This is a genomic window from Streptomyces camelliae (assembly GCF_027625935.1).
Classification (GTDB): domain Bacteria; phylum Actinomycetota; class Actinomycetes; order Streptomycetales; family Streptomycetaceae; genus Streptomyces; species Streptomyces camelliae.
The window spans coordinates 9,140,387-9,160,316 of sequence record NZ_CP115300.1; the positions used below are offsets into that span (position 1 = coordinate 9,140,387).

Here is a 19,930-nt window from a genome sequence, read left to right on the forward strand (position 1 = left end):
TGGTCCCGGAATTGGGTCGATGTGTACTCGCTTCCGCGATCACTGTGGATCACGCAGCCGGGCTGCAGGTGGCCCCGGCCGTGGGCCATGTCCAGGGCGTCGACGACGAGTTCGGCGCGGTGGTGGTCAGCCATGGCGTAGCCGACGACCTCGAGGGTGGCCAGGTCCAGCCAGCAGGCGGGGTAGAGCCAGCCCTCGGTGGTGGGCAGGCAGGTGATGTCACCGACCAGTTTGGTTCCGGTCGTATCGGCGTGAAAGTCGCGGCCGATCAGGTCCGGGGCCGGCTTCGCCTTCTTGTCCGGCCGGGTCAGTGAGCGGTGCTTGCGGCGGGTGACGCCGCGGATGTCGCGCTCGCGCATCACGCGGGCTATGCGCTTGCGGTTCACCCGCCGCCCGAGGCGGCGCAGCTCGGCGTGGATGCGCGGGACACCGTAGATACGGCGGGAGGCGAGGTGCAGCACGGTGATCTCGTGCGCGAGTGCGTCGTCGGCGGCCTGGCGCCTGCGGCGGGCGGCCTCGCCCTCGCGCCAGGCGTAGTAGGAGGAGCGGGCCACGTGCAGCACCCGGCGCAGCAGGGTGACCGGGTAGTTCGCCTTCTCCGCATGGATGAACCGGTACAACGCGTTCACCGGTCGTTCTCCTTCGCGAAGAAGGCGGTGGTGGACTCAACTGATCAACGCAACACCCCAGGTAGAACAGGTGCTGGAGGTGTTGGATGGCGAGGTTGGGGCGTCCGGGGATGTCGGATGCGCAGAAGCGGGAGTTGTGGGACCGCTGGAAAGCCGGCGAGTCGATCAGCGAGATATCCCGGGCACTGGGACGCCCTCCGGGATCGATCTTCACGATCCTCAAGTCCAACGGCGGGTATGTCCCGCCGGTTCGGCGTCGGCGGTCCTGCCATCTGACGCTGGCGGAACGCGAGCAGATCTCGCGTGGTCTGGCCCGCGGTGACTCAATGCGCGAGATTGCCCGCACTCTGGGGCGAGCCGCTTCGACCATCAGCAGGGAGATCGCTCGGAACAAGGGGCCCCGGTGCTACCGGGCTGTTGACGCCGAGGACCGGGCCTGGGACCGCGCATGACGACCCAAACCGTGCCTGCTGGCCGTGAACCAGCCGTTGCGTGAACTGGTGGCAGAGAAGCTGGCGCAGGACTGGGCGCCGGAGCAGATCGCCGGCCACCTGGCGAAGAACTACCCGCCCGGCTCGGAGATGCGGATCAGCCACGAGACGATCTACAAGTCCCTGTTCATGCAGGCCCGCGGGGTGCTGGCCAAGGCACTGCAGCAGCACTTGCGATCGGGCCGCCCTACCCGGCGAAACGTCCACAACACCGTTTCCGGGCAATGGCGTTCGCAGATCAAGGATGCCGTCTCCATCCGCGAACGACCTGCCGAAGCCGACAGCCGCACAGTGCCGGGGCACTGGGAGGGCGACTTGCTCATGGGCCGCGGCCTGACCCAGATCGCCACCGTCGTCGAACGCTCCACCCGCTATACGGTGCAGGTCCAGCTCGACGGCCGCGACGCGGCCACGGTCACCGCGCGACTGTCCGAGAAGATGCGCAGCCTGCCCACCGCACTCCGCAAGACCCTGACCTGGGATCGCGGAATGGAACTCGCCGGCCACAAGGACATCGCTTCGGCTACCGGCCTCGACGTATTCCTCGCCGACCCACGCAGCCCCTGGCAGCGCGGCACGAACGAGAACACCAATCGCCTGCTGCGTCAGTACCTACCCAAGGGCACCAGCATGGGCCACCTCACTCAAGACGATCTTGACGTCATCGCGCAGAAGCTGAACATGCGCCCTCGCAAGACCCTCGGCTTCGACACACCTGCCGATAGGCTTACGGCCCTGTTGCGCTGATCGATTGAGTCCACCGAGGCGGCTTTGAGGATCTCGTTCGCCCGCCTCAACTCCGCTACTTCCTTGCGGAGTTGCCTGACCTCGTCCTGCTCGGCGCTGTTCAGCCGATCATCGCGCTCGCCGCGGTCGGCCTCGGCCTGGCGGACCCAACCACGCAGGGCTTCCTTGTGGATGCCGAGGTCCTTCGCGACGTGGGCGATCGGGTGGCCGGTGGCGCGGACCTCACGGATCGCGCGCTCGCGAAGCTCGTCGGAGTATTTACGGGGTGCTGCCATGGTGCTGGTGGTTCTCCTTCGCCAGGACCGTAACCCTGGCTTCAGGGACTCCACAAATCTCAGTGCAGCTCACTGACCGGTTCCAAGGACAGCGTGCTCTCCTTGCCCTGACCCGCCCCCGGGAAGACCACTGTCCTACCGCCAACTCACGGCCCCAGTCACCGACCACCCACGACATGAGAAAAGGGTACGAACCGGGACGGTATCTGCCCGGTCCACGCGTCGATGGCGTTCAGCCTGTCCAGGTGGGTCGCGAGAAAGGCGATGCCGTTCCAAAGGACGGGCACGGTGCCGCCCTTGGGACCCAGGCGTCGCTTCCAGCGCCGGGTGCCGGTGGCAAGGTCGATGGCATACAGGTAGTTCATGTCGCGGCCGGAGACAACCCAGCCCGAGGGGCCGCTGAGCGCGATGGCCGAGGCGCCGTCGGGGTTGGCCCACTGCCAGCGGATTTCGCCGCTGGCCGCGTCGACGGCGTAGGAGGCCGCACTGTTCCTGCCGGAGTATGGCCTCGTGCTGAAGTACACGGTGTCGCCCAGGACCGAGACACTTTCCCGGATGAGTCCCTCGTATGCCCGCCTCCACAGGACCTCACCGTCTTCCGCAGCATGCGCGAACAGCGTCGACTGGACGGCGGCGTAGACAACCCCGTCCCCGACGCACGGGGTGTTGGACGCGTTTACCAACCTACTGTCGCACGTTACCCGCCACAGGCGGTCGCCCGTGGCGGCGTCGAATGCGGTCAGGTCGCCGACTTCACTGGTGCGGAAGATCCGTCCGTCGGCGAGGGCAGGATGGGTCAAGGAACGGTCGAAGACGTCGGTTCTCCAGAGCAGTTCACCGCTGCCGAGGTCCAACGCGAACAACGTCGAAGGGTTGGCACCGCGGTTGTACAACCAGGCGGAGTCCACCCCGTACACCACACCGTTGTCAGCCACGAGTCGTACCGGACTGCCACGGCGGTAGCGCCAGTGCTCCTGACCGTCCTCGGCACCGAGCGCGTACAGCGTCCCTATTTCGTCGGTGACACAGACAACGCCGTCACTGACCACGGGAGAGGTGTAGCCCATCCGCTCTCCGGTCGCGGTGCTCCAGCGCACGGTTCCCGTCACAGCGGACAGCGCGTAGCAGACGCCCTCCTGGGAGCAGACGTACACCGTGCCGTCACAGACGGTCGGCGACAGAAGGGCCTTGTGTCTTCCGGCCCGGAACTGCCAGGGCCGGAAATCCTCGGGAACTGTCCCCTCGGGGTAGACCCCGTTCCGGGTCGGCCCGCCCTGCAGCATCGCCGTTGAACTCGTCATCGCCCCTCATCTCCTGGCCATCACGTGTGGTCAGTTCTCGTGCGGCGGATCTGGGTGCGCGACACCACTGCGCCGATGTTCTCCCCGCAGCCTCCGCCTAATACTCCAGCCGTAGAGCGTGATCTCGGTGGTGAGGGGCGCCGAGGCAGCAGGTGGCCAGCGTCGATCATCTCGTCCGAGATCGCCCACGCCGTCGCGGGCGTCGGCTCCTTCTCCGTCTACCCGAGTTCACCGAGACGGAGGGCATCCCTTATCTCGCTGAGCTTCGCGGTCGTGGCCGGGGTCCGTTCCTGCGCTTGTTCAGCGAGTCGGAGGGCGTCGTCAATCTCGCTGAGCTTCACGGAGGACAGGACGGCCGCCCGCTCTATCAGGTCGTCCCGGGACACAGTGGTCAGCCACGTGCACGGGGTGAAGCCTGGACGCGGGAACGCGAGCCGCAGCACGCCTTCGAACGGCAGCCCTTCACCGGCGCCGACCGTCACTTCGATGCCCAGACCGCTGATGTCGACGCCCGCCGGAGCGACGACCTGCATCACCCGGATCCCGGACGTGTCGTCTCCCGACAGCAGTACGACCAACCTCCGCTCGTCGAACTGGACCCACCAGACTTCGCCACGTTGCACAAGTCCTCCAGACACATGACGGCAGACAGACGCTGCGCGACCCTGACGCGCTGTGGAGACGGGTGCGGCCACCGTTGATCATCGGTGCGTGAAGACTGAAGATCATGCGGTGGCCGCAGGTCACAGCATAGACCCTGCCCGCTGGCAGGAGGCGTTCGAGGGCCTGATGGCCCAGATCGCGGGCCGGTTCGCACGGGTCGAACCCCGACGTCGGGTCGGGCGGTTGATGCTCGGGCTGCTGTCGGACCTGCCGCGCAAAAACTGCTGGACCATCGCAGAGTGGGCCGGAGAGAGCACCCCGGACGGCATGCAGCACCTGCTCGGACGGGCCAAGTCGGACGCCGACCAGGTCCGCGACGACGTGCGGGCCTACGTGGTGGAGCATCTGCGGGACGACCAGGCGGTTCTGGTGGTCGACGAGACCGGCGACGTGAAGAAGGGCACCGACATCGTCGGTGTCCAGCGCCAGTACACCGGCACCGCGGGCAGGATCGAGAACGCGCAGGTCGCCGTCTATCTCGTCTACGCCGGCCGCCGCGGACACGCCGCGGTAAACCGGGAACTGTACGTTCCGCGTTCCTGGACCTCGGACCCCGACCGCTGCCGGGCCGCCGGACTCGGTGACAAGACCGAATTCGCGACCAAACCGCAGCTTGCCGCCCGCATGGTCACCCGATTCCTGGACGCCGGCCACCGGGCCGCCTGGGTCGCGGGAGACGAGGTCTACGGCGGCAACCCGACGCTACCGCCGCGCTGGAAGAACGCGGCACCGGCTACGTCCTCGCGGCGGCCTGCTCGCACGAAGCCACCACAGGCGCCGGGAAGTTCCGCGCGGACACGCTGGCCAGGAAGGTGCCCAAGAGGGCCTGGCGGAAGCTGTCCGCAGGGAGCGGAGCCAAGGGCCTCCGCTTCTACGACTGGGCCGTCATCGACCTCACCGACCTCCGGCCCGGGAGCCGGCGGTTGCTGATCCGCGGCAGCCGCAGTACCGGCGAACTCGCGTACTACCGCTGCTACTCGCCGGCCGCCGCAGTGCCGCTAACCACCCTGGTGCGCGTCGCTGGATCAAGGTGGCGGGTCGAGGAGTTTTTCCAGTCCGGCAAGGGCCTGGCGGCCTTGGACGAGCACCAGGTCCGCCGCTACCCGTCCTGGTCCCGCTGGGTCACCCTGGCCATGCCCGCGCACGCCTTCCTCGCCGTCGTCCGTGCGAACGAACACGACCGCGATCCCGCACCAGACGCCCTCATACCGCTCACCTGCAACGAGATCCAACGGCTGTTCATCACGCTCGTCATCCGGCCCGCCTTTGACCCGGTCCACCGGCTCGGCTGGTCCGACTGGCGACGCCGCCACCAGGCCCGATCCCAGACCAGCCACTACCGGCGGCAAGCCGCTCGAACGTGAAGATCACGATTTACGGCTGGAGTACTAGTCACCGGCACCGGAAGCGCCCACGCCGACGGCGGCGCGTACGCGTGCCGCTCATGAGATACGGGGAGCTATCATTATGTCACTGACGGTATCTTCATTGACTCGTACTACTCGGTTGGGCCCGACGGCCACACGATCTCGGTAAATATCCCGTTCCAGAACCTCTCTGGCTACAGCGTGACGTACTGCGCCCACGCCCTCTACTACGGCTCCGACGTGTGGGCCCACGACTTCGGATGCACATCTTCTGACAGCGTGAACGGGAGTGTATGGGCGGGGCTGGCCCCCCACGGCCAGAGCTATTACGACTTCACTGCGCCCGCGGGGGCGTATGTGATCTCCGCCGGGTTCTGGCTGAACGGCCACTACTACGGCGACGTCGAGAGCCCAGTCACTTACATCAGGTAAGCAGTCAGAGCTGTGTGGGTGAGGGCGCCAACAGCACGACCACGCCCGAGGAGCCTACGGAAGCCACGAATACCACTGCGGTGGGCGGCGAGGAGCAGCCCGAGCCGACCGAAGCTGACTGAGGCACAAGCGACAGGCCCCGCTGCCCACGACGGGCGGCGGGGCCCACTGCATGAAGGACGCGGCCCCGGGTCCGAGGGCGAGGAAGGCGGCTTCCTCCGCGCTGGTCGTGCGCGGGGCCGGTCGGCGGTTTTGTCCTCGCGGGGTGGGTCGTGGGTGTCGTTTAGGACCGGGGAACCGGGCTGTCCGCGCTGGTGGCCGGCGACCTCGCGGGCCGGTCCGTGCTCGTGGACGGCGGTCACGATCAGCCCGTGGAAACGGGCCCAGACCCGGGTGTGTCGATCAGCTCGTGCGGGACCGAGTAGCGGACCGCCTCGACGGAGATCGTCGACTCCCTGGCGACCCGGCGGGTGGTGCCGAACGCCGCGGCGAACGGGCTCTTCGGCAGCGGGTGCAGCGGCTGCTGATCCTCAGCGAGCCGCTCGATGGGCGCCTGGTTGCCTTGTGGACGCGGGAGTTGACCTCCTCGCCGAACTGGCGGCAGGTCGCCTCCAGTTCGCCGAAGGTCTGGTAGTGGTCGCGCAGGTTGACGTCCTTCGGCACGAGATCGGCCTTCGCGATTTTGAAGAGTCGAATCCATGGCAGCCGGCCGACCTCCGGGAGAGCGCGTCGCGGCAGCGGCCTGGTCTCTCCCTGACAGCCGTGATCAAAACCGCGGCGGCGCGCGAACAGGGACTACTCCCCTGAACCTGGCTGACGCCTGCCCAGTGCCACCAACGCACCCGTTCACAGCTGCTGCACCGCGCTCGGCACGTGCGGTGGTCAGAGTTCGGGCACGACGGCGAGAAGGCCGAGGAACGTGCCCGCGACCATTGGTGACGATGGGCCAGCAGCAGATGCGTCACCGCCGTCGAGGCAGACGCCGTCTTCGGGGCACGCGCACACTCGTGCCGCTCGCTCAGGATTTGGAAACCCCAGGTTGCAGCAGGGGCAGCGGCGGGACCGGTATTGGCTTGTGCCACGTGGTTGCCGGGCGCGAGCGTCCGGCAACCACGACCGTGGCCACCGTGGAACGGGGGGTGGTTCAGGACACCACGGGAGCGGCGTCCGTGACCTCGCTCAGCCGGACCGTGCACAGCCCGCGGGGCTCGCTCTTCACCTCCGTCACCTTGAGCTGGGTACCCGGTGTAAGGATGTATTCCTGCTCGCCGGTGAAGGCGGAGAAGCTCTTGATCCCGACCGCCCGGGCCGGCGTCACCTCGAAGAGGGTCCGCTTGCCGCGACTGCCCAAGAACGCCCTGGCCACCTTCAACTCGGAGGTACACGAGGAGACGCCCCACCAGGTCACCGTCCGGCCCACCGGGTACTGCGCCCGAAGGTCCAGCGACACCCCGCGCCACAACGGCTGCGTGTAGGCCGGCAGCTCCGAGACCGCCGAGAACAGCAGCCGCAGGTACGGCAGGTAGGGCGTGATTCTGGTGCGGTCGGGGGAGCGTAGAACGCTGTTGACCTCACGGTAGAAGGCTGACTCACAGGTGTAGAGGTGGAGCGCGGCGATCGCGTCGGCGGACAGGCCGCCGCCGGCCGCCTGGTCCGCACGCCGCTTGCCGAAGTCGCGGGAGCGCCGGATGTGCCCGGCGAGCCCGGACAGCGCTGCGGAGACCGGGGCGACGGCGTCCTGGAAGTCCATCAGCGGGGTGCCGAAGACACCGGTGATCGCGGGCAGGACCAGGCCCTCGTCCTTGACGCTGGTGAGGCGTTCCAGGTACAGCTGGTGCAGGTTCATGGTCGACTCGATGAAAGCACCCATGCGCGCCGCGACACCCCCGTCCGCACCGCCCGTGCCGGCCGCCGGCCCGTTCCACCCCTTGCTCGGCAGCCAGTCGATGGGGTCCGCGCCCAGCGAGGACAGGGCGTCGTTGACCTGGGCGAAGTGGTCGCCCTCGCAGAAGATGTCGCCCTGTGCCGCCGGGTTCGCGTGGTCGAGGTGCCGGACCTCGACGTCCGGGTACTTCTGCTGGAGCCGCAGGACGACCCGCTTCAGGCTGCGGGCGTGCGCCCCCCACCACGCGAACACGACCCCGCGGTTCTCCTCGGTCGCGTCCTGCTTGGCCTTGAGGATCTCCTCGACGATCCGCTCGGCGACCGGCCGCCAGAACGCCGTGTGCTGGTCGGTACCCATTGCCCCGTCGCCGCTCGCGGTCAGCGACGCGTTCAGCAGGAGCACGCCCTGCGTCAGCATCGCCTGGAACCACTCCGGCGGCTGGACCGTGTCCCGCTCCTTGAGCAGCGCCCGCACGTCGGCGATCGGGGTCTTCTTGGCGATGCCGTACTTCCACATCGCCGCCGCCTTGATGAGGCACCGGATGCTGACGACCCGGCCGAACTGGCTGTCCTTCCAGTCGCTGAAGGTGTTGTCGAACATGGCTATGCCGGTGGCGCTCTCCGGCCGCGGGTACGGGTTCTGACCGAAGACCACGACCTTCCACTTGTGCGGCGGGTTCGGCTTGAGCGCCTGGAACGTCAGCTCGCGGACCGGGACCACCTCGTGGCTGCGGCCCTTCCCGATGAACCGTGCGGCGTCCGGCTGCGCCTCGATGACCGGCTTCAGCAGCGGGAGCCAGGCCTCCCCGCCGCCGACGAAGAGCTCGGTCAGGGCGAGAGGGTCGTTCGCATCGGGCTGGGGCTGCGGCGGCTGGCCCGGAGCGGGGACGCCGGTCGTCCATCCGGTCATGGCGGAGGCGCTTTCGCTCGTCGTGGCAGAAGGAGAGGAGGGGACGGCGGAGGGAGCGGGAGCGGGAGTTTCGGGCGCCGGCGCGGGGGCGACGGGCGTGATGGCCGCCGGCGGCACGATGCGCACCCGTTGGTCGACGGGCACGTTCTCGATCCCGTGAAGCTGGGAGATGATCGTGGACCGCAGCTCGTCGTCGTCCTCGAACCAGTGGTCGTGGAAGAGCGTGTAGCCGGTCCACATCAGATTGGCGCACACCCGGGCCGGCACCTGGCCGGTCTGCGCCCCCATCCCGACCAGCGCCACGGACCGGATGCTGCCCGGCTTCTTCCGGTTCTGCCGGTGGACAGCCTGGAAAGCGGCCGCGCACGCCAGCGCCACGTTCAGCGTGGCACTCACGTTCTGCGAGGACCGCACCATCGTCGGCGTCGATATCAGGTACCGCGGGACGGTCGCGCCGGACGGGACGCAGACCGCGCTGCCCACCGGCATGGGTCCGGCGAACCGGTCGCGGATCGCCCGCTGGACGCGCACCTGAATGCCGGACCCCAGGTAACGCTTGATGACGGCGTCGACCCCGCCGTCCATCCGGCCCCGGGAGTTCGTGGGGGTGACCCAGGCGTCGACGTCCTCGTCGAGGATCGAGCCCTTGCGGATCTCGATGCCGGGGGTGTCGGCGAACGCGGCGCGCCACGCCTCCACCACACGCTCGTTGACGTCCGTCAGCACCACCCTGAGCGCGGGCAGCACACTGCTCTCGGTCATCGTCCACTCCTGTCGTGCAACAGCGGTTCCAAGACCTCGAACGTATCTCCCACCACTGACAACGCAGCCCCGACAAGGGGCCGGTGACCTGCCGTCATGCTCCAGTGAGCCCGCACCGTCCGGGTGCCGGCGCAGGGTCTTTGCATGATTGCGTTCTGTCCGGTTTCGTCAGGTGAGGCCGAGTGGTGACGCCGGGTGCTGGTCGCCATGTCCTGAGCTACTCCCACCCGCCTTCTTCGGCTCACGTCCAGGGGTCGAGGCCGGGGGACGGGCGCCCTGTGGACAGCATGTGCCCCCGGCCGTCTATTCGGCGCGCAGGGCGTTTGCCGTTCCGGCCTTCGCCGCCCAGCCGGCGGGGCCGAGCGCGCCGACGATCGCGATGACCAACCCGGCGAGTCCCAGCAGGATCAGCTCCCACGGGGAGTACACCGACAGCAGGGACTGCGGGTACCCGGAGCTCGCGGCGTGCGCCATCACCGGCACCACGGCATGGTGCAGGAAGACTCCGGCGGAGACTCCGACGACTCCGGCGACCAGGCCCACGCCGGCGACCGAGCACACCACCATGAGGAGGGTCTGGCGCGGCGTCATGCCGATCGCCTTGTACACGCCGATGTCGTGAGCTCGCTCGCGGATCTGCAGCGCCACGGTGTTCAGCACACCGAGACCGGCGACCACGGTGATCAGGACCGTGAGCATCGTGATCAAGGTGAGTACGGCGAGGAACTGGGTGGTCGAAGCCTGGGACGAGGTGGCCCGGTAGGAATGGCCGAGCGCCGCGGACACTTTGTTGGTGTACGCCTGCGTGCTGGTGCCGGACTTGAGGGCCACGTCGAAGTACTGCGGCTGCGCGCCCGGGTCCAAGCGGGAGAGCGTGGCCGGGCTCAGGTACAGGCTGGCCTGACTGCCAGTCTTGAACACCTCGCCCACGATGCGGACCGTCAGCCGGTGCCGGCCGGAGATCAGTGTGTACGTCGACCCGACCGAGGTGCCGGTGTCGGTGAGGAACCGAGTGTTCACGTCCGCCTCCGCGGCTCCCGAGGAGGCGGAGTACCAGCGGCCGGAGATCAGCGGAATCCCGCTCAAGGACGGGGTGTCGCCGTAAGCGACGGCGGACGCCTTCTGTGCCGCGCCGGGCACGCTGAACTGGGCGTCGGTCTCGGTCATGTAGTGCCGCGTTCCGGCCTGTGCTTTGAGTACCGACTCGACCGTGTGCTGCTGCGCGTCGTTCAGGGAGGGGGCCTGGCCGCCTGTGCCGCCCGACACCTGCACGGGCATACGCGAGGAGGGCGAGTCGTCGCCGACCCGGTTGAGTGTCGACCCCAGCCCGATGCCGAACGTCACGGCCGCGGCTCCGAAGACGATGACCACCCAGGTCGTCACCGTCCGGGCAGGCCGGGCGGCCGGCGCGGCCAGGCCGAGCGTGATCGACCGGGGGAGTGAGCGCAGCCGCGCCGCGGCCCGGTGCGCGAAGAAGCCGTGGACCGGCCGGGGGGCACGGCCGGTGGCGATCGCCTGGACGGCGCTCATCCTTCCCGCCCGCAGCGCGGGAAGGACCCCGCCGGCCGAGGTCAGCGCGAGTGCCGCCAGCGGAACCAGGACGTCGACCCACAGCGGGACGCTCAGCGTCCCCACCTGGAAGACGTGCGCGTTCACCGCGAGCATGGGAATCGCCAGCAGGTTCCCGACCACGACCCCGACGGCGCAGCCGACCAGGGCGGGAACCAGCACCAGCAGTGCGTACGAGGCGACGACCTGCACCGGGCTGAAACCGATCGCCTTGAGCACACCGATCCGGGTGGTTCCGGCGATCACCGCGCCGGCCACCACGTTCACCACGATCAGCACCGAGATCACCAGCGCGATCACGCCGAACGCGATGATGAACGGCACCCACGGCTGGATTCCGCCCTGTTCCGCCTGCCGAACGTCCAGATAGGACGCGCTGCCGAGCACCGCGCCGCTCGGCAGCGCCGACCGTACCGAGGCGATGTCGGCGGCGACCGCGGACTGCGACTCGGCGTGGGTGAACCGGTAGAGCATCTGAGCCTCCCCGGTTCCCCCCTGACTCCGGAGCGAGGCGATCTGGGACGGCGTCACCCAGCCGGCGGCGGTGTGGGTGATCGAGTCAGCGGTACCGACCACGGTCAGCGTCTTTGAGCCGATGGCGAGAGTCGACCCGGTGAACACCCCGTTGCCTCGGTCGACCACGATCTGCCCGCCGCGGTCCGGCCAGTGGCCGTCGAGCAGCGTGATGTCGTCCACCGGACCGTCAGGTGTGGACCGACCGGCGATCCGGAGCGGCCTCGTCGACGAGCCGGGCACTCCGGGAACCCTGACCCGCGCGTTCACCTCGACCTCGCCGAACGGGCCGGACGCAGCCGTCACGCCGGAAAGCCGCGACATCGCGGCAAGCTGGTGGGCGTCGGCGACCGAGGTGTTCACGGTGACGGTGAGGTGGGCGCCGTTCTGTTTCGCGAACGCGCGGTCGAACGCGCCGTGGGAGTTGGCGAGCAGACCCAGCGCGACCGTCGAGGTCGCGGTGGCCGACAGCATGACCACGACGATGATCAGCGCCTGCAGGCGGCGTCCGCGCAGGCCGCTGAGGGCCGCGCGGAGGACCGCGGTCATCGCTGGACCCCCATGCCCGGTGCGCCCGCGGAACCTGCCGGGTTGGCCGAGTCCGACCTGATCCGGCCGTCGGCGACAGAGATCACCCGGCTCGCGTACATGGCGGCCAGCTCCGGGTTGTGGGTGACCAGGATCAGCGTCTGCCCGGCCGAGTTCAGATCCAGCAGCAGTGCACCGATCTCCTCGCCGGCCCTGGTGTCCACCGCACCGGTCGGCTCGTCGGCGAGCAGCAGCGCGGGCCGGTTGACCAGGGCCCGGGCGATCGCCACCCGCTGCCGCTCACCGCCGGACAGCCGCGCCGGATAGGCGTCGCGGCGGTGGCTCATCCGGAGCCTGTCCAGCAGCTCGTCGGCCCGCTGTCGCGCGCAGTCCGACCGGCCCCTGGCGAGCTGGGCGGGCAGCAGGATGTTGTCCATGACGGTCATGTCGTCGAGCAGGTTGAAGAACTGGAAGATCATGCCGACCTGGCGCCGCCGGTACTTGGCGGCGGCGGTCTCGTTCATCTTGTCCACGCGGTCCCGGCCGACCCGCACCGTGCCGGTGGTCGGCCGGTCCATCGCCGCAATCAGGTTGAGCAGCGTCGACTTCCCGCTCCCGGACGGACCCATGATCGCGACCGCCTCGCCCTGCGCGATCGCCAGGTTCACTCCTGTCACCGCAGGCGTCCCGGCCCCGTTGTACTGCTTCGATACGTTCCGCAGGTGAACAAGTGGCTCCATGCCGGGCACGGTAAGTCGCCCGGGCCGCCTCGCACGTCGCTCGCGATGGCGAAATCGCCTACCGTAATCGGCTGACCATGGACCGCTGTCATCCCCTGGATGTAAGCAAGCTACCCCTACTGGATGATGCCCAGCAGGGGGGAGGCGGCAACAATGATTCCTATGGCGGGGGCAATGAAGGCGCTGCTCGCGTTCTTTCGGCAGGCCGAGCCTCGCACCGCCCCGTCCGGCTGGGGAATCGCGCTGGACGGAGCGATCGCGGTGGGTGCGGCCGTCGCCGCTGTGTTCGAAGCAGCGCAGACCACCAGCCATGGGCCGGTTCTGGGCCTCGTGGCGCTGACCGCGCTGCCGCTCGCGCTGCGGCGGGTGTTCCCCATCGCGGCCTGGCTGGTGATCATCGCCGCCATCATGGTCGTACAGCAGGCGACGGTGCCGCCGGTGGCCCTCGGTGCGGCGGTGTTCGCCGCCTACAGTGCCATCGCCTACAGCAAGTACCGGAACCTGGCCATTGCCGGCGTGGTGGTCGTCACGCTGGCCGCCACCGCGTACTCCCCCCTGCCCAGGTTCCCCGGCCGGCTCACCGCGGTGCTGACCATCGCGCCCACAGTGATCGCCGGGCTCGGTATTCGCGAACTGCGCCGGCGGCTCAACGACTCCGCCGCGCGGCTACGGCGCGCCGCGGACGAGCAGGAGACCGCCACGCTGCAGGCGATCGAGACCGAGCGGGCCCGGATTTCGGCCGAGCTGCACGACGTGGTGACGCACAACGTCAGCGTGATGGTGATCCAGACCGGAGCGGCACGCAAGATGCTGAAGACCTCCCCGGGCGAGGCCGAGGAGGCGCTGCTGGCCGCGGAGGCCGGCGGCCGGGTCGCTATGGCCGAGCTGCGGAACCTGCTCGGGCTGCTCAGCCCGACGCAGCGGGACGGCGAGAGCGCCGCTCTGCACCCGCAACCGGGCCTGCACAAGCTGCCTGCCCTGATCGAGCGGGTGTCCGCCGCGGGGCTTCCGGTCGAGCTGGATGTCAGCGGCACCCCGCGGCCGCTGCCGCCGGGCGCGGACCTCGCCGCCTACCGGGTGGTTCAGGAAGCCTTGACGAACGTTCTGCGACATACTGCGAACGCGGCCACCGCCGTCACGATCCACTGGGGAGACGAACTCGTGATCACGGTCAGCGACAACGGTCCGGGCACGGGCGGCAACTGGGGCCGGGGGCTGCTCGGGCTGCGGGAGCGGCTGGCGCTGTACGGCGGACAGTTCGATGCGGGGCCGCGCGCGGAAGGCGGCTGGCGGGTGCGGGCGGTTCTGCCGGCATGAAGGTCGTCATCGCCGATGATCAGGCGCTGGTCCGCGGCGGGTTCCGGCTGATCCTGCGGGAGGCGGGAATCGACGTCGTGGCGGAGGCGGCCGACGGAGCGGAGGCGGTCGCCGCCGTCGCCGAACACCGGCCGGACGTGGCGTTGATGGACATCCGCATGCCCGAAGTGGACGGGATCGAGGCCACCCGCCGCATCCTGGCGCACAACCCGGGCGGGCCCGGCGACGGAGTGCGGATCATCATCCTGACCACGTTCGACCTGGACCAGTACGTCTACGAGGCCCTGGCCGCCGGCGCCAGCGGGTTCCTGCTCAAGGACATCTCCCCCGAGCAGCTGGTCGCCTCGGTCCAGCTCGTCCGCGCCGGCGACGCGCTGCTGGCCCCGTCGATCACCCGCCGCCTGGTCCACCGCTACGCGGCGCGTCCCGGGACGGTCCCGACCGCCGCGAGAGGCACCCCGGCGGGGGGACGGGACCTGTCCGCTCTCACACCGCGAGAGCGCGAGGTGCTCGGACTGGTCGCACGTGGCCTGAGCAACGCCGAGGTCGCCGCCTCGTTGACGCTCAGCGAGGCCACAGTGAAAACGCATGTGGCCCGGCTCCTGACCAAGCTCGAACTGCGCGACCGGGTCCAGGCGGTCGTCCTTGCATACGAGACCGGGCTCGTACAACCGGACGCCGGGGCGTCGGGCCCATCCGTACCGTAGGTACCGCAGGATTCCGGAGCGATCGTAACCGCGCCTATTTCTGAGTTCGCCTCTTCGGGACCGGACGAAAGGGTACTCGGAAACCAGGGTCTCGTGCGTGATGGCGGTTGGTTCCGGTTCACGCATGACGCGACGTCATCTCCCCTGTCGGGCCCGGGAAGCAGCGCAGACACGGCCTCGATGATCATGTGGGTGTCGAGTCCGTTGGCCATCGAGCGAGTCCGTGCCTGCCCCTGAATCATCCCCCAGGCCCGCGGTGCTGGAGCACCTGGCCCAGGTTGATGCTCCAGCGCCGGTTCCCGACGCCGCCTGCCTGCTGAATTTCCTGGACCTGCTGCCCGATCCCCGCGGCCGGCGTGGCCGCCGCTACCCGCTTGGTGCGCTGCTGGGTGCCGCCGCCGCGAGCGTGCTGGCTGGCGCCCGATCCCTGGTTGCGATCGGCGAGTGGATCGCGGACGCTCCCTGCTGGGCGCTGCGCAGCCTGGGTTTCCCGCCCGACCCACTCACCGGCCATGTGCCCGCACCGCATCCGGCCACGCTGCGTCGCCTGCTCGCCCGGCTCGACGGGGACGCCCTCGATGAGGTGATCGGTGCCTTCCTGACCGAGCGTGCCGCAAGACCGGCCGCGATGCCGGCCGGCGCGCGGTTGCGGTGGATGGTAAGACACTGCGCGGCTCGCGCCACGCAGGCCAGGCGGCCGTGGCACTGCTGGCGGCGATGGAGCACACCGGCAGCGTGCTCGCTCAGCGGCAGGCTGCCGACAAGAGCAACGAGATCCCCGCCTTCGCTCCGCTGCTGGACACCGTGGACCTGGCCGGCGCCGTGGTCACCGCTGACGCCCTGCACACCCAGCACAACCACGGCACCTACCTGCGCGAGCGTGACGCTCACTACCTGGCGATCGTGAAGAAGAACCATCCCGGTCTGTTCGACCGCGTCCGTCACCTGCCCTGGCGCGAGATCGCCCTCGACCACTATCACCGCACCCACGCCCACCACCGCATCTTGTAGGACGGCAGGGTGTGCGCGGTCTCACGCGAACCCGAACCCTCGCAATCGAACACCGCGGTGACCCTCCGCGACCGCTCCCCAAGATCTGTGCCAGAACCCGGTTCTGGTGAACAGAGCCAGTTGGGGCAGAGGCTGGCTCGCCGGGGGGATCGGGCGCCCTGGGGGCTGTGTTGCGCGTCGGCGCCGCCTCCGCGCTGCCCGGCCGCTGGAGCGTCCGCGGGCGCCGTCGTTGATCGTTATGCTCGGCAGTCGGCGGCTTAGCTGATCTGCTCATTCCAAATGGTGATGCGGATCTCGCTGACGGTGCCGTCGTAGGAGAGAACATTGCGCTGCAGCTACTCTGTGTGGCGAATAGAGGCCCTCGGTGCAGAATTGCAGGCCTGCGTGATTGGGGAGCGAGTAGACCGGTTGCGTCCGAAGCAGGTTCGCGCAGCCGTCCACCGTGGGGTTGCCTGGCACGTTCCATGTCGCCAGGGCGGTGCTCTCGCCATTGGCGGCGTAGATCTCGCCGCTGCCGACCCAGAAGGACTGCACGCTGCTGCCGGTGCTGACAGCCAGAGGCAGGGTGCCGACGTCTACGCCTGAAACATTCGACTCCGACATCCGCAAAGTGGCCTGGGCGAGAACCGGCGCTTGCTGTGGGGTCGTTGCGGCCGTAGTCGTCGGGGTTCCGCTGAGAGGAGCCGCGCTGCGGGGGGTAGGCGTCGGCAGAACCGACGCCTGGGACGTCGTGACGTCGGCGCTCCCTGAGGTGCTGGAGTTCGGCCATAGATAGGCGACGAGGGCGACGAGCGCCCCCAGGGCGGCGGCAGCGGCCGCGACTGCTTGCCAGAAGTGACTCGCGCCGGTTCTGCCGTCCAACTTTGCCCCTCCTGATGAGGTGTCCACGCCATTTTGACGCATGGACATCGCTCGTGCCTGGGCCTCTTCCCGACCAGTCTCAGCTTGCCTCCGTCCCCCGCGGCCGTTGCCCAGTTTCTGCAGCACTCATCCCGAAGGCCGGCGGACCCCGAGGATCTCGCGGACCGCTGACTGCGGCGAGGGCTCCAGCCGTTCGGTGACGACCTGGCCGTAGTCGACGCCTGTGACCGGCCGCACGTAGGGTTGCGATCCCCGCCGTCCCGGAAGACCGCCCCGTTCAGCCTCCGTGGTTGGTCAGGGCCCGCATGAACCCGTTGCGACCCTCGACCCCCCGGAGAGCGACCGCCATAAGGGTCAGTTTGTGATCGTGTCCGAGGACATGCTGTTGCGATCCTCGGCCGTCCCGAAGGACGACCGCCCCACCGGGCTGCCCGCCTGGGGGTTTCTCGTGCCTTCGCGGGTTGCGATCCTCGGCCGTCCCGAAGGACGACCGCCACGCTGGCTGACCAGCGAGATCACTGTAGTCGGTGCTCCTTGGGAAGCCACTGAGGCGGCCCAAACAGGGTGAAATGGGTTGTTCAGCTTCGGTGTAGATCGCGTGTCTCGTGTGCACTTGGGGTTCCGAAGCATGACTCTCGGGCGTTGGTGAGCGGCCGAGAGCATAGTCATGACGGTCTGCTGCCGCACGATGCTTCTACGGTCATGGGGTCCGTTGTCAGAGGTGGCGGGCGTGTACGTTTCCGGTCCGCAGGGTTCACACAGAGATCGTGTTCGGTCCTGGGGGATTCGATATGCCGGCGTCTGTTGATGAGTTGTATGCGCACAGTCTGAGTGCCGTGTCGGGGATGCGGCATTCGCTGGAGGAGCATCTGCGTGGTTCGGCGGCGCTGGCGAGGCGGTTCGGTGAGGTGTTCGGCTCGGGGGAGCTGGCTGCGTACCTTGCGTTGATCCACGATGTGGGCAAGGGGACTTGTTCGTGGCAGGGCGGTCACCTGGCGGCGGAGCGTCGTGGTGGCGGCAGGGTCGGGCTGTCGCATAAGCACGCCGGCACCGTGCTCGCCGACCGCTACACGCAGTTGGCCTTCGGTGCGGTGGTCTTCGGTCACCATGGTGGCCTGCCGGACGTGGACAAGCTGCGGACCGAGCTGGTGAAGGCGCAGCCCGGCGGGGAGCACGCCAGGCTTGTCGAGGACGCCATCAGTGCGGTGGAGGCTGTGGTTCCGCAGATCCATCTGCAGCCGCGCCCCGCGCTGCCGGGATGGTTGATGGAGGTGCCCAAGCCTGAGTGCCGGCTGGGTCTGGATCTGCTGTTGCGGATGCTGTTCAGCTGCGTGGTGGATGCGGACTTCCTGGATACGTCCGCGCGCTTCGAGGGCACTTCGGCGCGTGTGCGTGAGCCTGTGGACATGGGTGTGCTGGTGGAGCGGTATGAGGCGCGGCGGGCGAAGATGCTGGCCGGTCGGGAGTCGTCTCCGGTGGATGCGGTGCGGCAGTCGGTGTATGAGCAGGCGTGTGCTGCGGCGTCGGGGGATCCGGGTGTGTACGTGCTGCATGTGCCCACGGGTGGGGCGAAGACGCTGGCTTCCGGGGGGTTCGCCCTGCGGCATGCGGCCGCGCACGGGATGCGGCGTGTGGTGCTGGCTGTGCCGTTCATCTCGATCACGGAGCAGAACGCGGCGGTCTATCGGCGTCTTCTGGATGCTGAGCCCGGTTCGGGGGAGGAGGCTGTGGTGCTGGAGCACCACAGCGGGGTGGATCTCGATACGCAGGTGCCGCTGGACGGGCTTTCGCAGCCCGAGCGGGATGAGTGGGAGCGGCGGGCGCATACCGCGCGGCTGGCGGCGGAGAACTGGGACGCTCCGTTCGTGGTGACCACCACGGTGCGGCTGTTCGAGTCGCTGTTCTCCCACAGGCCGTCGCAGATGCGCCGTCTGCACCATCTGGCCGGCTCCGTGATCGTGCTGGACGAGGTCCAGGCTCTGCCGGACCGGCTGCTCGTTCCGATCTTGAGCGTGCTGCGCGGGCTGGTCGATCACTTCGGGGTGACCGTGGTGCTGGTGTCGGCCACCCAGCCGTCGTTCTGGGAGCTGCCCCGGTGGAAGGGCCTTGAAGGAACCAGGAACTGCTGTGCTCTTGCTGGTCAGCCAGAGTGGCGGTCGCCCTCCGGGGCGACCGAGGATCGCAACTACGAGCAGGGGCAGGACCCCTCCACCGGGTTCCAGGTGGCGGTCGTGCTCCGGGGTGACCGAGGATCGCAACTGATAGTCGCTGTACCCGTGGCCGTTGGGCTGGAACGTGGCGGTCGTTCTCCGGAGCGACGGAGGATCGCAACGTCCTGGAAGGCATCGCCTTCGCGCTGCTCAAGGTGTGGCGGTCGCCCTCTGGGGCGGCCGAGGATCGCAACCAGTATTTGAAGAGGTGGTTGGCCGAGTCCATCCACAGTGGCGGTCGCCCTCCGGGGCACCGTCGAGGTCGATCACGAAAAGGCCAGGGCGCCGCCCGGGCACCTCAGGCACTGCGCGCTGAAGCTCATCACGCGGTCGCGGGCCACCGATGTAGCTGCCCACCTCTGGCGAGGCGAACAGCTCGATGAACGCCGTACGGTCCTGGGCCTCGGACTCGCGGAGCACGAGTCGTTCGGTCCTGATCGGGGCAGGCGGTCAGGTGACGGTCCAGCCTCCAAGCTCGGTCATGGCGGGCAACCTATCGCACACCCGCCGGGCGATACGCGCTCATACAACTCACGGACAAAACCCATGGAACAGTGTCTCAGGGCCACGTGACCTCGCCATTTCGAACTGCCAAGGGCTCGAAGCAGTCCGAGTCACAGAACCTGGTCCAGCCCAGGCGGATCTCGCCGGTGGACGTACGGTGCCGGTCATCTGCTTTCGACGCCAGCCAGGTGAGCAGTTCGCCCGTGCTGTCGAATTCGTCGGGGTGGATCTCCTGCCGAACGGTCAGGGCCCATGTCCCGTAACAGGTGTCTTGAGGGCTCAGCAGTACCGAGACGAGCGCTCCGTCCACCTTCCATGCCTGGCCCTGCTGGGCGAGAAGAGGCACGGGCTCGTCCACCACGACAGGTTCGCCGGTCTCTTCCTCGACGACTGTCGGGAATGCGGAGACGATGCGCAGACTCTCCGGCTCAGGGCCCAGCCCGAGATGCCACCGTAGCGCTGCAACCTCTTCGTCAGAGAGCCCGTCGCATAGATTCAGGGCGATGGAG

At 68.7% G+C, this 19,930-nt stretch carries 14 protein-coding genes and 5 pseudogenes; 9 read left to right on the forward strand and 10 right to left on the reverse strand.

The features are described 5' to 3' along the window. Positions 1 to 14: 14 nt before the first annotated feature. Positions 15 to 629 (reverse strand): annotated as a pseudogene (locus O1G22_RS45060) (IS3 family transposase); the annotation flags it as partial. Between the two features lie 86 nt (positions 630 to 715). On the opposite strand from O1G22_RS45060, the pseudogene O1G22_RS42100 reads away from it, so the two are divergent. Next, positions 716 to 1,867: pseudogene (locus tag O1G22_RS42100) on the forward strand (IS30 family transposase). Here the strand turns inward: O1G22_RS42100 and O1G22_RS45065 are convergent. The 3 genes from O1G22_RS45065 to O1G22_RS42110 all read right to left on the reverse strand — a co-directional run bounded on the left by O1G22_RS45065 (position 1,765) and on the right by O1G22_RS42110 (position 4,066). Then, positions 1,765 to 2,142 carry a transposase gene (locus O1G22_RS45065; RefSeq protein ID WP_428986463.1) on the reverse strand — a complete coding sequence of 126 codons (378 nt, stop codon included), beginning with the start codon at positions 2,140 to 2,142 and terminating at the stop codon, positions 1,765 to 1,767. The pseudogene O1G22_RS42100 and the gene O1G22_RS45065 overlap by 103 nt on opposite strands. Positions 2,143 to 2,300: 158 nt before the next feature. Then, a complete protein-coding gene (locus tag O1G22_RS42105; protein ID WP_270086132.1) occupies positions 2,301 to 3,425 on the reverse strand; it encodes an outer membrane protein assembly factor BamB family protein in 1,125 nt (374 codons plus the stop codon). Positions 3,426 to 3,661: 236 nt separating this feature from the next. Further along, positions 3,662 to 4,066: a putative type II toxin-antitoxin system PemK/MazF family toxin gene (locus O1G22_RS42110; protein ID WP_023547126.1), complete on the reverse strand. Its 405-nt coding sequence runs from the start codon at positions 4,064 to 4,066 to the stop codon at positions 3,662 to 3,664. Between the two features lie 52 nt (positions 4,067 to 4,118). On the opposite strand from O1G22_RS42110, the gene O1G22_RS42115 reads away from it, so the two are divergent. From O1G22_RS42115 to O1G22_RS42125, 3 genes are all read left to right on the forward strand, one after another. Further along, positions 4,119 to 5,036 (forward strand): IS701 family transposase, encoded by a 918-nt coding sequence (locus O1G22_RS42115; protein ID WP_270086133.1) that lies wholly within the window; start codon positions 4,119 to 4,121, stop codon positions 5,034 to 5,036. Then, entirely contained in the window at positions 5,030 to 5,470 is a 441-nt protein-coding gene (locus O1G22_RS42120) for a hypothetical protein (protein WP_270086134.1), read from the forward strand. The genes O1G22_RS42115 and O1G22_RS42120 overlap by 7 nt, the downstream gene beginning before the upstream one ends. 282 nt (positions 5,471 to 5,752) lie before the next feature. Then, entirely contained in the window at positions 5,753 to 5,905 is a 153-nt protein-coding gene (locus O1G22_RS42125) for a hypothetical protein (RefSeq protein WP_270086135.1), read from the forward strand. A 171-nt stretch (positions 5,906 to 6,076) separates the two neighbouring features. Here O1G22_RS42125 and O1G22_RS42130 read toward each other — a convergent pair. The 4 genes and pseudogenes from O1G22_RS42130 to O1G22_RS42145 form a co-directional block, all read right to left on the reverse strand. Then, positions 6,077 to 6,589 (reverse strand): annotated as a pseudogene (locus tag O1G22_RS42130) (Mu transposase domain-containing protein); the annotation flags it as partial. Between the two features lie 460 nt (positions 6,590 to 7,049). Continuing rightward, positions 7,050 to 9,461, reverse strand: a complete 2,412-nt coding sequence (locus O1G22_RS42135; protein WP_270086136.1) for an ADP-ribosyltransferase domain-containing protein — start codon at positions 9,459 to 9,461, stop codon at positions 7,050 to 7,052. 303 nt (positions 9,462 to 9,764) lie between these two features. After that, positions 9,765 to 12,092 (reverse strand): ABC transporter permease, encoded by a 2,328-nt coding sequence (locus tag O1G22_RS42140; RefSeq protein WP_270086137.1) that lies wholly within the window; start codon positions 12,090 to 12,092, stop codon positions 9,765 to 9,767. Then, positions 12,089 to 12,811 carry an ABC transporter ATP-binding protein gene (locus O1G22_RS42145; protein WP_270086138.1) on the reverse strand — a complete coding sequence of 241 codons (723 nt, stop codon included), beginning with the start codon at positions 12,809 to 12,811 and terminating at the stop codon, positions 12,089 to 12,091. The genes O1G22_RS42140 and O1G22_RS42145 overlap by 4 nt, the downstream gene beginning before the upstream one ends. Before the next feature lie 162 nt (positions 12,812 to 12,973). Here O1G22_RS42145 and O1G22_RS42150 point away from each other — a divergent pair, with 162 nt between their 5' ends. The 5 genes and pseudogenes from O1G22_RS42150 to O1G22_RS42170 all read left to right on the forward strand — a co-directional run bounded on the left by O1G22_RS42150 (position 12,974) and on the right by O1G22_RS42170 (position 19,121). After that, positions 12,974 to 14,128, forward strand: coding sequence for a sensor histidine kinase (locus tag O1G22_RS42150; protein ID WP_270086139.1), 1,155 nt, complete (start codon positions 12,974 to 12,976; stop codon positions 14,126 to 14,128). After that, complete coding sequence (locus O1G22_RS42155; protein WP_270086140.1) at positions 14,125 to 14,835, forward strand: response regulator; 711 nt, start codon at positions 14,125 to 14,127, stop codon at positions 14,833 to 14,835. The genes O1G22_RS42150 and O1G22_RS42155 overlap by 4 nt, the downstream gene beginning before the upstream one ends. Before the next feature lie 256 nt (positions 14,836 to 15,091). Further along, a pseudogene (locus tag O1G22_RS42160) lies at positions 15,092 to 15,373 on the forward strand (transposase family protein); the annotation flags it as partial. A gap of 113 nt (positions 15,374 to 15,486) precedes the next feature. Next, positions 15,487 to 15,846 (forward strand): ISAs1 family transposase, encoded by a 360-nt coding sequence (locus tag O1G22_RS42165; RefSeq protein WP_270086141.1) that lies wholly within the window; start codon positions 15,487 to 15,489, stop codon positions 15,844 to 15,846. A 1,652-nt stretch (positions 15,847 to 17,498) separates the two neighbouring features. After that, positions 17,499 to 19,121: a CRISPR-associated endonuclease Cas3'' gene (locus O1G22_RS42170; protein ID WP_270086142.1), complete on the forward strand. Its 1,623-nt coding sequence runs from the start codon at positions 17,499 to 17,501 to the stop codon at positions 19,119 to 19,121. 36 nt (positions 19,122 to 19,157) lie between these two features. On the opposite strand, the pseudogene O1G22_RS42175 reads toward O1G22_RS42170, so the two are convergent. Next, a pseudogene (locus tag O1G22_RS42175) lies at positions 19,158 to 19,355 on the reverse strand (GNAT family N-acetyltransferase); the annotation flags it as partial. 121 nt (positions 19,356 to 19,476) lie between these two features. Continuing rightward, positions 19,477 to 19,779: a hypothetical protein gene (locus O1G22_RS42180; protein WP_270086143.1), complete on the reverse strand. Its 303-nt coding sequence runs from the start codon at positions 19,777 to 19,779 to the stop codon at positions 19,477 to 19,479. Between the last annotated feature and the right edge of the window lie 151 nt (positions 19,780 to 19,930).